This is a genomic window from Cellvibrio mixtus subsp. mixtus J3-8 (assembly GCF_000766945.1).
GTDB lineage: Bacteria > Pseudomonadota > Gammaproteobacteria > Pseudomonadales > Cellvibrionaceae > Cellvibrio > Cellvibrio mixtus_A.
In genome coordinates, this window is record NZ_KN266215.1 from 64,629 (window position 1) to 79,568 (window position 14,940).

Here is a 14,940-nt window from a genome sequence, read left to right on the forward strand (position 1 = left end):
TACTTATTTAGCTAAATAATAAATTTAAAATTTCATTTTGCGCTAAAAAATCACCTCTTGGTGAAATTGCCCTTGGCGTGAGATTTCCCTGTCTATACTCAAGATTCGATCCGGTTGTTGGTGGATCCTGATGGTAAAGGGAAATCCAAAATCATGCATAAATCCTTGTTATTTGTTCTGGTGCTATGTGGCAGTGTTCCTTTTGCGCTTGCGAAAGATGCTGCCAAAGCTGAGGCGTATTCCTGGGCTGGCGCCTTAACCCTGGAATCAGTAACCAATCTGGATGGCGGTATAAAGGAGGGTACGCGTGAGCTTGCTAACCTGGATATCACACTTGCTATTAATACTGACCAGGCAAATTGGTGGAGCAATGGTGAATGGTTTGTTTACGTATTGGGTGATACAGGTAAAGATCCATCGGAATACATTGGTGATATGCAAGGAACCTCCAATATTGCTACTGATGAATCCCTGAAAATTTATGAATTCTGGTACCAACATAGTTTTGCCAATGACAGCATTAACGTTTTATTTGGCTTGCATGATTACAACTCTACATTTTATTCACTGGAATTTGCGAGCTTATATAGTCATCCGTCATTTGGTATAGGGCCGGATACATCACAAGCAGTCCCTTCTATTTTTTCTACCACGTCGACCGCCTTGCATTTTACGTTTCAAGGCGAGCATCAATACCTGCTGGCTGCTATTTATGACGGTGTGCCTGGCGACCCGGATAATCCGCGTGGCACCCACATTCAATTTAATCACGGTGATGGTGTATTCAGTGCGCTTGAATGGGGATGGGCAAACGACTCCCTGGATAAAATTGCCATTGGTGCATGGCAGCAAACTGCCGACGCTGAAAATCCGGTCAATGGCAATATCAATGATGAGAACACCGGTGTGTACATTATTGCGGAAAAAAATATTAATGATGTGGCGGGTGTATTTTTACAGCTGGGCCGCGCTGACGATTTGTACAATCAATTGGAATATTACGCCGGCACCGGCATTACGTTTAACAGTTTCTGGATAGATGGCGATGGTTTTGGTTTGGCGGTAGCGCATGCGCGCAATGGCGATCCTTACCTTGAAACCCATACTGATCTTGAGCGTGCGGAAACCGCGTGGGAATTAAGTTATTTCGCACCGGTAATTGATCATTTAAGTGCGCAAGCCAGCTTGTATTACATTCAACACCCTTCAATGGACGAAACACTGGATAACGCGGTGGCTCTAGGTGCGCGCGTTTACATTGAATTTTAATGGTATTTGCAAAACGCAATATTAAGCAAGTGAGGAAGGAATGAGTATCAAACAATCAATAATTTGGGTTGTCGTTGGGTTTGTTGCCTTGATCGGAATCAACACTTTTGTTGGTCTGAGCACAACACATAAACTTGGCAGCTTGCTGGATTATCTTTCAGGGCCTGCCTGGAATGCGGCCGATGGTGCAATGGAAGGGCAGATAGGCTTACAGGCGCAAATCATTGCATTGCAAAAAATGTATCACCGCGAAAAAAACTTTGCGGAAATACAAACGCAATTTGATGCTGCCGTTGCCATGGAAAATCAGGCATTGGAGCGTATGAAAAACACCGGGTTAATGGGCGACGCTATAGTTGCTCGCCTTGACCAACTGTTAAATCAATTTCATCAGACACGTGATGTATTACTGGAAAAGTTAAAAACTGGAAATGAAGCTGCTGCAGAATATCAGCAGTTAAATAGTTTAATGGATCAGTTATTAGCGTTTATTGGAGAGATGGAGGAAGATGCAGATGGAAAAGTTGAAGGTGAGACGGGGAACGTGGCCCATGTGCAGTCACTGGCAAAAATTGAATTGCTAGGTGCGCTGTCGGTCAGTGTGGTGTTAGCAATAGTCATTTTTATATTTGCCAATAAAGTGATTGTACAACCCATATCGAAAGTCACCGATAACCTGCGCGAATTGGCTTCGGGTTCTGGCGATTTAACGGCACGCTTGAGCGGCGAAAACCGGAATACCGAAGTGGGGCGTTTATCGCATGCTTTTAATTTGTTCGTCGCCAAGTTGCAACATTTAATTGGCCAGGCACAACAGAGTAATAAATCGTTAACGGAAGCGAGTGTGCAAATAACCCAATCGATTGATCAAACCGCAAAAGGTATTGAGGTTCAATTCTCTGAAATTTCCCATGTGGTTTCGGCGGTGGACCAAATTTCTTCCATGCTGGATAAAGTGGTGGATGCCGCTGTACAAGCGAGTGATGCATCTATTCAAGCAACCAATACCACTGGCGCTGGAAATAATGTGGTGGTATCGGCACAGCAAGGTGTTGATGAAGTGGTTCGTGAAGTAGATAAAGCCTCGCAAGTTATTTCTGCGTTGGTGGCGGATAGTCGCAATATCGGCTCAATGCTGGAGGTGATTCGTAGTATTGCGGAACAGACCAATTTGCTGGCATTGAATGCGGCGATTGAAGCAGCGCGTGCCGGCGAAAGCGGGCGCGGGTTTGCAGTGGTAGCGGATGAAGTGCGCAGCCTTGCGTCGCGAACCCAGGAATCCACCAAAGCTATTGAAACAATTATCGCCAATTTGACTTCCGGGTCTGGTAAAGCGGTGGAAGTCATGGGTGATGCCCAACAGAAAGCATTAGTCATCAAAGAGCGAATTTCGGATACATCCAGTGCTTTCTCTAATATTGTCGTGGCAGTGGATCAAATCCAGAAAATGAATACGCAAATCGCCTCGGCTACGGGAGAAGAAAAACATTCCATGCAAAAAATAACGCAAAGTATGAATACTATTTTGCAACAGGCACGACGTAATCAAGACGCTGGCGAACAAGTCTCGCGCTCGCGTGAACATTTGGAGCTTGAAGCGCGTAAGCTGGATGGTTTGTTGCGCGAGTTTCGCACCTGATACTTTTGTGAAAAAGTCGCAACACCTTGCAGTTGATATAGCGCAATTGGCAGCGTGCAATCCAATGGAAAGAGAATGCGACAGTGATTGTGAAAAGATTAATGATCAATTATGGAAAAACTGTGGAAGCGAAAAATGTGTAAGGAAAATGGCAATTTTTACGGAGAAAACCTGTGAGTTGAAGCCTTCCATGGCTATAAAGCGGGGTATAAGTAATCAGGAAATTTGCAGGCGATAACCTACGCCATACACCGAATGAATGATGTCTTCATTGCAAATAGGTTGTATTTTTTTGCGCAATTTTGTGATGTGGGAGTCCATTGTTCGATCACTCACAATGCGGTGGTCAGTGTAAGCATTTTTCAGTAACGTATCGCGCGAAATTACGCGTTGTTTGTTTAACAATAATGTTTCCAGAATGCGAAACTCGATACTGGTAAGTTCAACGCATTGATCACCCACGCATGCGTATTGGCGTTCTTTGTCCAAACGTAAACCTTCTTCTTCATTGGCTTCGGTTTTGCCTGTGCGACGCAAAACTGCTTTTACGCGGGCGATGACTTCGCGCGGACTGAAGGGTTTGCAAATATAATCATCAGCACCCAGTTCGAGCCCCAGCAAACGATCAATTTCTTCTACTTTGGCGGTCGTCATAATAATTGGCACTTGCGATGTTTTGCGCACTTCCTGGCAAATGCTTAAACCATCGCGCTTTGGCAGCATTAAATCCAGCAACACCAAATCCCATTTTTCGGTGAGGATTTTTTGCAGTGCTAATTCGCCGTCGCTGACCAGAGTCGCTGAAAAGTTCTCGCTGGTGAGGTAATCCTGAAGAATTTCACCGAGGTCAATTTCATCTTCCACAATTAAAATATTCATACTACTGATACCTGTGATAGCGATGTTACTGTAATGGTAAAGCAATGGTAATTTTCAAACCCCCGAGCTCGCTGCTGCTAATACTGATTTGCCCATCATGAGCCTCCACAATATTACGGCAGATACTCAGACCTAGCCCGGCGCCGCCAGTTTCGCGGCTGCGCGATGATTCAGCACGATAGAGGCGTTCAAAAAGCTTTTCGTGCAATTCCGGATCTACCCCGGGAGAAGAATCTTCCATCACCAATACTGCCGTGTTTTCCTTTTTGCTGAGCGATATTTTTATTATTCCCGGTGCTTCGGTGTAATTGATACTGTTATTGAATAGGTTCAATAACAATTGTTGTAACCGTTCAGTGTCGGCGAAAATCCATAGCGGCTCTTTGCTGATGTGTTGTTCCAGTACCAGGCCTGCCTGGGCAAGTTTATATTGCAACGAAGTGCTGGTTTCTTCGAGGATTTCGCTGAAATCACACTCTTGCTTGCGATAGCTCATGGCGCCGATATCGGTAAGCGATAATTGGTACAAGTCATTAATCAAACTTGCCAGCCGTGTTGCATGTTTTTGCAAGCGGGCGATGGCTTTATTATCAAATTTACGTACACCATCCTCAAGTGCTTCCAAATCTGCTTTTAATACTGCGAGCGGTGTCCGCAATTCATGGGATATGTCAGCAACCCAGCGCTTGCGGGCTTGTTCGGTTTGCTCCAATGTGTGCGCAAGGTGATTAAGGTTTTCTGCAAGGGTGGATATTTCGTCCTGGCCTTTCGGTGTCAGGCGCTGTTGATAATCGCCACTACTTAATCGTTGCACATGCGCCGCCAGGCGTTTTACTCGCTGGGTAAATAAGTAAGACAATGGAATAGCACAGCCTAGTGCAATTATTAATGCAACCATAGCCATAATTAAAAAATGGTTTTGCTGGCGTTTGGCAAATTCATTATCGCGTAAATCGCGCAATGCCGGATTCATCGGGGTGCCTAAATAGCCAACGCGTTTTTCTTCGCCATCGACAATGGTATGAAGGTCACTAAAAAAGTAGGTTTCATTACGCCAGCGCTTTCCCGCAATTACTTTCTTTTTTTCATTTAATAAAATAAAACGCTTGTAGGGTTGGTGCCGCAAAAAGTCATCCATATTTTGTGGCGCACGCTGGCGATTATTTTGAGTATCTCGATGAAGAAAGAAGCGTTCCCGATCATTATCGGGATTGTTGTCGAAATTGCTATTGAATTCTGGCGGTAATGGAAATGGGATCGGACGCTCGCCTCGCTCACGTAGGTTTGTAGTGTATTGCCACACAAATAATTCCCAGTAATTGCGATTTATTTTGAACGCGTCCCAATTGCCTGTCATACGGTATTGGCGTTCCAGGGCATTAATGAGTCGGCCATTGCGCGCGGTTTCCTTTTGCTCCATGTAATGGTTAAAGCCGCGTTCGAAACTCAAACGTGAATACAAAAATAAACCGCTGGTCAGGAGCACGGCAAAAAAGGCAAACACCAAAAATACTTGAATGCGTAAATTGAATTTCACAGTAACAAACAACCTTTAAACAGCTGGGGAAACAACCGGGTGGTATTGACAGAATATGCAAAATTGCCGGTTTGGCAAACCCGGGGAGATTGGCCTGACTGCGATGACTGGGGTAAAATGGTAATACTTGAGCAAATTACTCGGATATACGGTCTGTACCGTTGTTCCTCCACCAGTCTTTAGAGGGGATTCCCTCATGAATTCAGTCCCGGCAGATTATCGAGGTAGATAAAAGATGGACACGTTAGAAACGATCAAACAACAAATCAGCGAAAATGCGGTGATCCTGTATATGAAAGGCTCACCCAGTGCCCCTCAATGCGGCTTCTCCATGCGCGCATCCCAAGCCCTGATGGCGTGTGGTCAGCGTTTTGCGTATGTGGATATTTTGAGCAACCCGGACATCCGTACCGAATTGCCCAAATTCGCCAACTGGCCGACTTTCCCGCAATTATGGGTGAAGGGCGAGTTGATCGGTGGTTGCGATATCGTGACTGAAATGCATGAAAAGGGTGAGTTGAAACCCCTGATTGACGCAGCTGTTGCGGGTTAATACTAAAGTGGCCTCCCATAGTGGAGGCCGCGCACTTCCCTGGCTTTTGCTTTATTTGGGGCGTTTACACCAGGGCCAAAAAGAGCAAAATAGCAGTACCCAGCAAGCTGACTGCGCACAGTGACAGTCCGATCAAGCGTTGGCGTGCGCGTTTGGCTTCATCATTTTGATCTTGTAATTCATGGGCGCGCCAGGCGAGCGCTTTGGATTTTTGCAGTTTTTCACGTACTTGTTGCAGGGCCTCAATATCCTGATTCAACGTTGGGCTGGGGGTTTCGCGCTGTTCTTGTTCAAGTTGTTTCAGCTTTTTGTCCAGTTGCGCGAGTTTATGGTCCAGCGCGGCGGATACCTGGCGAATTTGCATAACGATTGCTCTGGAAAATAATCGATTTACCTTAGCAGATGCCGGATTTTTTTTCCTGACTTCATAATCCACATATCGATTTATCGCTAAAACCTAATAAAATACTTTAAGTTTTAACGGCGTGTGCTATAAACCTGCCAGCTTTTGCGCGTCCCGGTGGTTTTTTTTGAGCTATCGGTTAGTTTCCAGAGGAGAAAAACATCCATGTTGAGAATGTTTAAAGTACAAGGTAATACGCTGCGCGAAGACAAGCAGCCGGATGAGAATACCCGCCTTGCGCTGAATAACGCTCTCTGGATTGATGCCCGCGAACCCTCTGATGAAGAACGTGAAGAATTAAATACTTTCCTGCGTGCCGAATTGCCGGAATCCGATGATGTGGAAGAGATTGAGTTCTCGGCCCGCTATTTCCAGGATGGAGTAGGCATTCACGTCCACTCGTTGTTCCTTGCTCCCGGTGAATCCGGTCGCCATAGCACGGCGACTGTTGCATTTATCTTGCAAGACAAGCGGTTGATTACTGTGCGCGATGGCGATCTTGCCGACTTCCGTTTGTTGCGTATGCGCGTGCGCGCGGGGCAGATCCATGTTACTTCCCCGCAAGGTTTGCTCGTCACTATGTTTGAACAAAAAGTGGAGAACCTGGCGGACGTGCTCGAAGACATCCATCGCAAATTGGAAGAAGTCAGCCACATGGTGCTGGAAGATGAAGAGGCCGAATTGGAAGATGCGATTGACCAATTGGCCAAACTGGAAGATAGCAACGGGAAAATCCGTTTGTGCCTGATGGACACCCAGCGTTCTATTTCCTTTTTGCAGCGCCACCTGCGCGAATCCTTTGAGTTGCAGGAAACCGCGCGTGAGATCAAGCGCGACGTGGATACCCTGATGTCGCATACGGCCTTCCTGTTCGACAAGATTAACTTCCTGATGGACTCGACCCAGGGGTTTATCAATATCGAACAAAACCAGATTATTAAAATCTTCTCTATCGCGGCCATGGTGTTCCTGCCTCCAACCGTGGTTGCTAGTGCTTACGGGATGAACTTTGAATATATCCCCCATTCCGATTGGAAGTACGGGTTTGTAGTGGCGGTGCTATTGATGCTGCTATCAGCAGTGTTGCCTTATTGGTATTTCAAGCGCAAGGATTGGTTGTAATCGCCCCTGGTGTCGATCTAAAAAACGCCGTGGAGCCGCAAGCTCCACGGCGTTTTTTATTGCCCTGTAATATTGTGTAAGGGATTTTGTGTAAAAAAGTTACGTTTATGCCCATGGTGATACTTTATTTGGCGCCAAAATACACTAGGATTAATGGTATCGGGGTACTTACTACAGCGGATCACAGCATTGAGCGTAAAAGAAGAAACTGGCAGGGGCCTGAGCTTTGTGAAGCGGGTTTATCCCGCGCGAGCCTTGGGTTTGGGATTGGGCGCTTTGGCCGTTGGTGCGGCATTGCTGCCGCAGCAACACCCGTTGTTTTTTTGGGCGTTGTGGGCGGTTAACGGGTTTATCTGGCCACATCTGGCATATTTCAAAGCATTACGGAGTCAGGCACCGTTCCAGACCGAGCGAAAACATCTGCTATTTGATAGTACCAGCGGTGGTTTCTGGGTGGCTGCCATGGGGTTCAATCCGCTCGCCAGCAGCATGATTATTATGATGCTATGGATGAATAATATTGCTGCCGGCGGTGTACGTTTATTTCTCAAGGGCGTCGTCGGAAGTGTTGCGGGATTGGCGTTAGGCTTGCTGGTGTTTGGCTGGCAACTGAACCTGGTATCAGGCCAATTGATCGTTTTTGCCTGCCTGCCTATGTTGGTTGCTTATCCGGTCGCCATAGGTTCGATTACCTATCGCCTCGCCATCCAGCTCCACAAACAAAAGGAATTACTGAAACAAATAAGCCGGGTGGATGGCTTAACGGGGCTTTATAACCGTCATTACTGGGAAACGCGAGTCTCGGATCTGATGGCGATGGTCAGGCGTAGCGCCCAGCCGCTTTCCCTGATTTTGCTGGATGTGGATCACTTTAAATCCATCAATGACACCCATGGACACTTGACTGGAGATCAGGTGCTGCAACAGATCGCCCGTTTATTGCGGTTGAACTTGCGCGAAAGTGAATTATTGGGGCGCTATGGCGGCGAAGAATTTGCGCTGGTATTGCCCAACACCGATAAGGAAGCTGCATATGCGACTGCAGAGCGATTGCGTCGCCTGGTGCAACTGGCACATTTTGATACAGACAAAGGTGCGACAGGGTTGAGCTGCACTATCAGCCTCGGGGTGGCAAGTTATCATGCCGGGTTTCAGAGCTACAGCGATTGGTTTCGCGCCGCTGATCAAGCGCTGTATGCCGCTAAGGAAGAGGGGCGTAATAAAACTGTATTGTCCTGTAGTGGGCTCTACAAGGCTGATATCGCTACTGCGTAGGACTTATTCTTCAACCCATTCCCAACGTAGTGGCTGGCCAAAGTCGTCGAGGATAACTTTTTTGCGCGGCCTTGGTTTTTTGGGTTTCAGAGTAAGCGCAGGCTTTTTGCGCGCTTCAATAGCGGCGACAACTTCCGGTAACGGAGTCCGGTCTTCCTGACTTGTGCCCTCAAAGAGGGCTACGAGGGGGCCAGTCGGATCCATACGGCCACTTAGTCCACGCGGAACTTCATTGACATGACCTCCACCGTCCAGATATTGGCGGATTTGTTCCTCCAATTCCTGATGCAGCTGACGGCGGGTTTTTGTGGGTTTGATCATGGAATCCAAACGACCTGTTAAGCCAAAAGTAGGGAAAAAAAGGTTATTTCAACATAAACGCGGCCTGCCAGCATAACAGTCCGGAAGCAGATAGATCAAATTCCCGTCAATATTGGTATAACGAATGACTGTCGTTAAATTCCGCGCCTCGCATCGCGCGCCGCCTTCCGGTAAACTGCGCATCTATTAATCGCCCGCCGTTTTCCGCGTTGTAGTTATGACTCAAGCCAGCCTTAAAATCACTGAAATTTTCTATTCGTTGCAGGGCGAATCCAGTACTGTGGGGTTGCCAACAGTATTTGTGCGCTTGACGGGTTGCCCTTTGCGTTGCGGTTATTGTGATTCCGAATACGCTTTCTATGGCGGCGAGCGCCTGGTGCTGGATGAAATCCTCGCACGTGTTGCAGCTTATAAACCTGGATATATTTGTGTGACTGGCGGTGAACCACTTGCCCAGCGCGAGTGCCTGACCTTGCTTGGGCTGTTGTGCGATGCCGGTTATAGCGTTTCACTGGAAACCAGTGGTGCGCTGCCAGTGGATGATGTTGATCCGCGTGTGGTTAAGGTGATGGATTTAAAAACTCCCGGTTCGGGCGAGGTCGGGCGTAATCGCTGGGAAAACATTTCACTGCTTAGTCAGCAGGACCAGGTCAAATTCGTTATTTGTAATCGTGAAGATTATGAGTGGGCGCGCTTCAAGCTCGACGAGTATCAATTAAACACCAAAGTGGCAGAAGTGCTTTTCTCGCCCAGTTTTGGCCAGATCACCCCGCTGGAGTTGGCTGAGTGGATACTCGCTGATAATTTGCCAGTGCGTTTTCAATTGCAATTGCACAAAATTTTATGGAATGACTCTCCGGGTCATTAAGCAACATTTTTTCTGCCGTGCTCTGATTTTCTGTAGGTAATTTTTAATGTCGCAAACTCACCCTGCATCCAAAAAAGCCGTTGTACTTGTTTCCGGTGGTTTGGATTCCACGACTGTCCTGGCTATAGCGCGTAGCGAAGGCTACGAATGCTATTCCATGAGTTTTGATTACGGCCAGCGCCATCGCTCGGAATTGCTCGCTGCCGAGCGCACCGCAAAAGCTTTGGGCAGTGCAGATTACAAAGTCATTAAACTGGATTTGCGTTCGATTGGCGGCTCTGCATTAACCGACGAGACCATTGCCGTTCCGGAAGAGGAAACGGGTGGAATTCCTATCACCTATGTGCCGGCGCGCAACACGATTTTTTTATCTATTGCATTAGGCTGGGCAGAAGTGTTGGGGTGCGATGATATTTTTATCGGCGTAAACGCGGTCGATTTTTCCGGTTATCCCGATTGCCGCCCTGAATATATTGCTGCTTACGAGACCATGGCGAACCTTGCTACACGCGCTGGAGCGGAAGGCAATAAATTACATATACGCACACCATTAATTAAATTAACCAAAGCGGAAATTATTCAACAGGGAATTGCGTTGGGGGTGGATTATAGCCTTACAGTGTCCTGCTATCAGGCAAATGAACAAGGTGAAGCTTGTGGCAAGTGCGATAGTTGCCGCTTGCGCAAAATCGGCTTTGTCCAGGCGGGTGTGGCTGATCCTACTCGTTATCGCGCTTAACTTATTGCAGCGCTTTTGCTGGTGTTGCGACGGCAACATAGTTGCGCGCTAACAATTGTTGTTCGAACTCCTGTATCGGCAGTGGCCTGCCAAAGAAATAACCCTGGAACATTGTGCAACCATTTTGTTCCAGGAACATTTTTTGTTCTTCAGTTTCCACGCCTTCTGCAATCACCTGCAAATTCATATTCTGCGCCATGGCAATAATCGTGCGTGCAATAATTGCGTCGTTGGGATCAATGGCAATATCGCGTACAAACGTTTGGTCTATCTTCAATTGCCCCAATGGTAAACGTTTAAGATAGGATAACGATGAATAACCGATTCCAAAATCATCCATGGAAAAACCGATACCTTCATCCTGTAGTTGTTGCATTTTCTCAATACTTTGATCGACGTTTTTTAACAGTGAGCTTTCAGTAAGTTCCAGCTTTAACAAGCGCGGATTTATACCGCTGGTCTTTACGATTTGCAAAACGTCTTCAACAAAATACAGTTGATTAAACTGAATCGGGCTGACATTTACCGCAATACTTAAATTCGCAAATGCCGGATTGTTGCTCCATTGCTGGAGTTGTTCGCACGCATGGCGAATAACCTGGCGGCCAATATTGACGATCAAACCGGTTTGTTCGGCGACGGGAATAAAATCCGCCGGTGAAACCATGCCATTCAGCGGATGCAGCCAGCGCAGCAATAACTCTGCACCGATGGCTTTATTGTGATGATCAATTTGCACCTGGTAATAAGGAATCAATTGTTGGTGGGACTCATAGGCTGTGCGCAAATCCGCCTCGATAGCGGCGCGTTTTTCCAGGCGTGATTGCATGTTCGGATCAAAAAAACGAATTGCATTACGGCCGCTGTCTTTTGCCTGGTACATCGCCACATCGGCATGGCGAAGTAAATCATCAATAGTGCGGGTTTGCCCTTTAAATAAATTCACGCCGATACTGATCGTGCAGTGATAGACCGATTGCATCAGCGGGTAGGGCAGGTTAATTAAATTATGCAATTCTTCCGCACGCTTTTTCGCTTCCAATGCAGCAGCTTCTGCGTCTTCCCCGAGATTATCAAACACCACCACAAATTCATCGCCACCCAGGCGTGCGGCTAAATCGGTGGAGCGGATTACGCTGCTTATGCGCTCGGCAACCTGCACTAATAATTGGTCGCCAATATGGTGACCACGGGTATCGTTTAATAATTTGAAATGATCTATATCAATAAACAACAGTGCGCCATGTTGATTGGTGCGTGCACTTTGCGCGGTTAATAATTTCAATCGATCTTGCAACATTCGCCGGTTGGGCAGATGGGTTAGCGGATCAAAAAACGCGAGGTTGTAAATTTTTTCCTGATCCTGTGCGCGGCGCAATTCGCCACCGATACGGTCAGCAAAAATAAGCAATAACGAACTGATTTGCGGTGTGACTGACATGGCTTGTTCAGTCATCACCATCAATATACCGACGGGTTTTCCTTTGGCATTGCGAATACCCACACCCATGTAACTTTCGATGTTAAGTGCGCGGAACATTTCATCATCGGGGTAGCGTTTGCTTGCATCGGCAGTCACAAAACACAAGTTTTCCGCGACGACATCGGCACACGGTGTATTGCGCAAGACGTACTGGAAGTTTTCTTGGAGTACGCCGTTTTTTAAATAAGTGTGGGTTGTTGCTTGGGTCGGATCATCCTGATTAATCAAACTGATGAGCACATGTTCTGCGCTGAGTGCATCCGCCAATGCTTTTAGGATAGTGATAAAAAAATCGGGTGCAGAGGCGGCATCGGCAGCTGCCGCTGCCAGTGCCAGATCCAGTCCTTTGCGCTCGGTAATGTCTTGCACTGTCCCTTGAATATGGGCTTTACCGTTATTAATTATTCTATCGCCCTGAAGTTGCACCCAATATTTCTGGTTGGCAATTTCCAATCTGATTTCCAGGCTAATTGCTTTTTGTTGGGTGACACTGTCTTGCAGGGCGCTTTGCAGGCTTTCATGTTCCTCGTTGTGAATAAATTCAGCAATGAAATTGCGCATGCTGCCGTGCAGTTTTTCGATGGGAAGAGAAAATATGTCATGCATGGATGGACTAAAGCTGTAGCTATCAGTGGTCGGGTTCCAACTCCAATGCGCAACTCGTGCCATGAGTTGTGCGCTTTCCAGGCGCTGTTCACTTTGCCGCAATGCATTTTCAATTTGTTTGCGTTCTGCAAGCTCCTGTTCAACTTGTAGCAACGCTTTGCGCTGTGGGCCCAAATCGATATCCAGGCAATACATTTCCTTGTGATCGGGTGCATCAATTAATACATGATTGGAATAAACCCAGACTTCGTTGCCGTTTTTTCCGAGCAAAGCAAGCTCTCCGGATGGAATAGCTGCATCTTTTTCATGCCAATCTTCAATTCCCTGATAAACCATCTCGCGCATAAATTCCGGAATAATTAAATCTTCCAGTTTTTTTCCCATCGCTTCCGCAGCGGTGAACCCATAAAGGTCTTCGCTGGCTTTATTCCAGAAAATAACTTCATGAAAACGGTTGTAACCTTGTACCGCGATGTTGCGCGTTGTTTCAAAAATATTGCGGAAACGCTGTTCGTTAGCGAGATCAGCTTGATGGGTGTGTACGCGTTTGGTGATGTCGCGCGCCAGGCAAATAAAGCGATCTTCTTCGCGGCGCAATCCCGCTCGTTTGGCGATCGACAATTCATACCAGAAAATCTGGTCGCCTTGTTCGATCATAATGCTTTTGCCTTGGGATATTCCCCAATTATCCGCCTCGCCTAATGCGCTGATCCATACGGATACCGAGCTTGATGACAATGTTTCGGAAAGGTTTTTCCCCAGCAGCGCGGGGGCGGATAAGGTGTGGTGCTCGTTGCCGCCATTAAAGGAAATGACTTGCCCCTCGCGATCGATTTCAAACAGTAAATCGGGAATCGCATGGAGCACGGCTTCCAGGTATTGTTTTTGCTCTTCCTGTTCCTGGTTGGACTCGCCCAATTTGAACGCAGTGGTGGCAATTTCGGTATGCGCTGCGGTAATCATTAATCCCAAAATGGCCATGCTGGCGGTGTAGATCCAGATTACCCAATAACTTAATTGCCAATCTGGTAATGCAAATGGCCCTAACTGATGGACAGTGGACCAGGTGGAAAGAAAGCTGAAGCCCATGGTGGTTAGTGCAGAACCGGGTAAGCCAAAACGAAGCGCTGCCCAGGCGACGCATACAAAACTGACAAATACGATGGGCAGGTGGATGTTGTCCGTATAGTTGTTTAGTGGAAAGCACACCAGGCCAACGATCAGGCTGATGGAAAAAACAATAAAGAAATCCAGTTTGCGGGTGCGAATTTTATCGATGTGCGCTTTGTTGATATTGGCAAGTAGTGGCGTGGCGAGGAATACCCCCAAGCTGTCACCCATCCACCATACAAGGCTAATGTAAAAGGCAGATTCTAATGAGTTGTGCTGTTGCAGGCTAAGGATAACTCCACCACTAATGGCAGACACCAACATGCCTACTGAACTGAGCGTCAGAAAACAAAGTGCTTTGGCCCGGTGCAAATAAGCGATATTGCAATTGGCCCAGCGCAATAGCCAGGCGCTTATCAGCGGAGCCAATGTATTAGTGGACGCTAATAATACATCGGTCAGTAAAGAAGATGTTCCGGTGACCAGATTGAGTAATAGTGCGGCTAAAAATACGCCGGGCCATAACGACGTTGACCAACGATAAAACGCGGCTACGGCAATACCACTGGGAAGCCAGAACAGTGTGACCTTATCATTTTCAAACGGAACACAAAGGCCGAGCCAGCCGGTAAGGCAATAGGCCAGGAAAACCAGTAATAGCTGGCTTGACCTGGGGAGAGTGGACTGAGAACTTCTTTCACCGGGTGAGGCAAAAAGCATGCATCTGTCTCGTTATCGACTTGGACCAAACCTTATAGAGGCAATCTGATCTGTCGTTCCTGCAACGCGCCTTAGATTTTTTCTGCCGTTCACAGGAATATCTTTAGACCATAAGGCTTTCTAAGAATAGGTTAGTTTTGGCACCTGTGTCGTGAAAGTTTTTCCTTACGCAAATTCCATCAAGACGCATATCCTTACCGCCGTTGTTTCGGCGTTCAGGTCTTTTGGAAATCCGTTGTTGATAAAGCTGGCAAAAAGATTCTTTAATAACCAAGCTGTCTTTGCCTGAGCGCTATTGTGCACTATTTCAAAAAAAATGCTTGTTTTTTCAGTTCAAAACATTATTATACGCGCCTCGCATTTAGGGTCGTTAGCTCAGTCGGTAGAGCAGTTGGCTTTTAACCAATTGGTCGCTG

Annotated in this window: 12 protein-coding genes; 7 read left to right on the forward strand and 5 right to left on the reverse strand. The window is 46.9% G+C overall.

Translation table 11 applies throughout. The features are described from left to right. Positions 1 to 153: 153 nt before the first annotated feature. On the forward strand, positions 154 to 1,269 hold the full coding sequence (locus A596_RS22380; RefSeq protein ID WP_152600247.1) for a carbohydrate porin: 1,116 nt from the start codon (positions 154 to 156) through the stop codon (positions 1,267 to 1,269). A gap of 40 nt (positions 1,270 to 1,309) precedes the next feature. Next, on the forward strand, positions 1,310 to 2,908 hold the full coding sequence (locus A596_RS22385) for a methyl-accepting chemotaxis protein (protein ID WP_052417744.1): 1,599 nt from the start codon (positions 1,310 to 1,312) through the stop codon (positions 2,906 to 2,908). A gap of 216 nt (positions 2,909 to 3,124) precedes the next feature. On the opposite strand, the gene A596_RS20340 is transcribed toward A596_RS22385, so the two are convergent. Both A596_RS20340 and A596_RS20345 read right to left on the reverse strand, forming a co-directional pair. Continuing rightward, positions 3,125 to 3,787: a response regulator gene (locus A596_RS20340; protein WP_052417745.1), complete on the reverse strand. Its 663-nt coding sequence runs from the start codon at positions 3,785 to 3,787 to the stop codon at positions 3,125 to 3,127. 25 nt (positions 3,788 to 3,812) lie between these two features. Further along, positions 3,813 to 5,324 carry an ATP-binding protein gene (locus tag A596_RS20345; protein WP_039918316.1) on the reverse strand — a complete coding sequence of 504 codons (1,512 nt, stop codon included), beginning with the start codon at positions 5,322 to 5,324 and terminating at the stop codon, positions 3,813 to 3,815. 235 nt (positions 5,325 to 5,559) lie between these two features. On the opposite strand from A596_RS20345, the gene grxD reads away from it, so the two are divergent. Then, positions 5,560 to 5,877, forward strand: a complete 318-nt coding sequence (gene grxD / locus A596_RS20350; RefSeq protein ID WP_039918318.1) for a Grx4 family monothiol glutaredoxin — start codon at positions 5,560 to 5,562, stop codon at positions 5,875 to 5,877. Between the two features lie 64 nt (positions 5,878 to 5,941). Here grxD and A596_RS20355 read toward each other — a convergent pair whose 3' ends face one another. Next, complete coding sequence (locus A596_RS20355) at positions 5,942 to 6,241, reverse strand: hypothetical protein (protein WP_039918321.1); 300 nt, start codon at positions 6,239 to 6,241, stop codon at positions 5,942 to 5,944. A 204-nt stretch (positions 6,242 to 6,445) separates the two neighbouring features. On the opposite strand from A596_RS20355, the gene corA reads away from it, so the two are divergent. Next, positions 6,446 to 7,402, forward strand: coding sequence for a magnesium/cobalt transporter CorA (gene corA, locus A596_RS20360; protein WP_039918323.1), 957 nt, complete (start codon positions 6,446 to 6,448; stop codon positions 7,400 to 7,402). A gap of 189 nt (positions 7,403 to 7,591) precedes the next feature. Beyond that, on the forward strand, positions 7,592 to 8,677 hold the full coding sequence (locus A596_RS20365) for a diguanylate cyclase (RefSeq protein ID WP_039918326.1): 1,086 nt from the start codon (positions 7,592 to 7,594) through the stop codon (positions 8,675 to 8,677). A gap of 3 nt (positions 8,678 to 8,680) precedes the next feature. Here A596_RS20365 and A596_RS20370 read toward each other — a convergent pair whose 3' ends face one another. Then, the gene (locus tag A596_RS20370) at positions 8,681 to 8,998 is read right to left on the reverse strand and encodes a hypothetical protein (RefSeq protein ID WP_052417746.1); all 318 of its coding nucleotides are present in this window, start codon (positions 8,996 to 8,998) and stop codon (positions 8,681 to 8,683) included. Between the two features lie 217 nt (positions 8,999 to 9,215). Here A596_RS20370 and queE point away from each other — a divergent pair, with 217 nt between their 5' ends. Together queE and queC are read left to right on the forward strand one after the other, a co-directional pair. Beyond that, entirely contained in the window at positions 9,216 to 9,866 is a 651-nt protein-coding gene (queE, locus tag A596_RS20375; RefSeq protein WP_039918328.1) for a 7-carboxy-7-deazaguanine synthase QueE, read from the forward strand. A 46-nt stretch (positions 9,867 to 9,912) separates the two neighbouring features. After that, positions 9,913 to 10,605: a 7-cyano-7-deazaguanine synthase QueC gene (gene queC, locus A596_RS20380; protein WP_039918330.1), complete on the forward strand. Its 693-nt coding sequence runs from the start codon at positions 9,913 to 9,915 to the stop codon at positions 10,603 to 10,605. Position 10,606: 1 nt separating this feature from the next. On the opposite strand, the gene A596_RS22810 is transcribed toward queC, so the two are convergent. Continuing rightward, positions 10,607 to 14,524: an EAL domain-containing protein gene (locus A596_RS22810; protein WP_084128726.1), complete on the reverse strand. Its 3,918-nt coding sequence runs from the start codon at positions 14,522 to 14,524 to the stop codon at positions 10,607 to 10,609. Positions 14,525 to 14,940: the final 416 nt, after the last annotated feature.

Coding starts and splice junctions, on each gene's coding strand:
- A596_RS22380 (WP_152600247.1), top strand. CDS start 154: ATGCATAAATCCTTGTTATTTGTTCTGGTGCTATGTGGCAGTGTTCCT.
- A596_RS22810 (WP_084128726.1), bottom strand. CDS start 14,524: ATGCTTTTTGCCTCACCCGGTGAAAGAAGTTCTCAGTCCACTCTCCCC.
- grxD (WP_039918318.1), top strand. CDS start 5,560: ATGGACACGTTAGAAACGATCAAACAACAAATCAGCGAAAATGCGGTG.
- A596_RS22385 (WP_052417744.1), top strand. CDS start 1,310: ATGAGTATCAAACAATCAATAATTTGGGTTGTCGTTGGGTTTGTTGCC.
- A596_RS20355 (WP_039918321.1), bottom strand. CDS start 6,241: ATGCAAATTCGCCAGGTATCCGCCGCGCTGGACCATAAACTCGCGCAA.
- A596_RS20370 (WP_052417746.1), bottom strand. CDS start 8,998: ATGATCAAACCCACAAAAACCCGCCGTCAGCTGCATCAGGAATTGGAG.
- queE (WP_039918328.1), top strand. CDS start 9,216: ATGACTCAAGCCAGCCTTAAAATCACTGAAATTTTCTATTCGTTGCAG.
- queC (WP_039918330.1), top strand. CDS start 9,913: ATGTCGCAAACTCACCCTGCATCCAAAAAAGCCGTTGTACTTGTTTCC.
- A596_RS20340 (WP_052417745.1), bottom strand. CDS start 3,787: ATGAATATTTTAATTGTGGAAGATGAAATTGACCTCGGTGAAATTCTT.
- corA (WP_039918323.1), top strand. CDS start 6,446: ATGTTGAGAATGTTTAAAGTACAAGGTAATACGCTGCGCGAAGACAAG.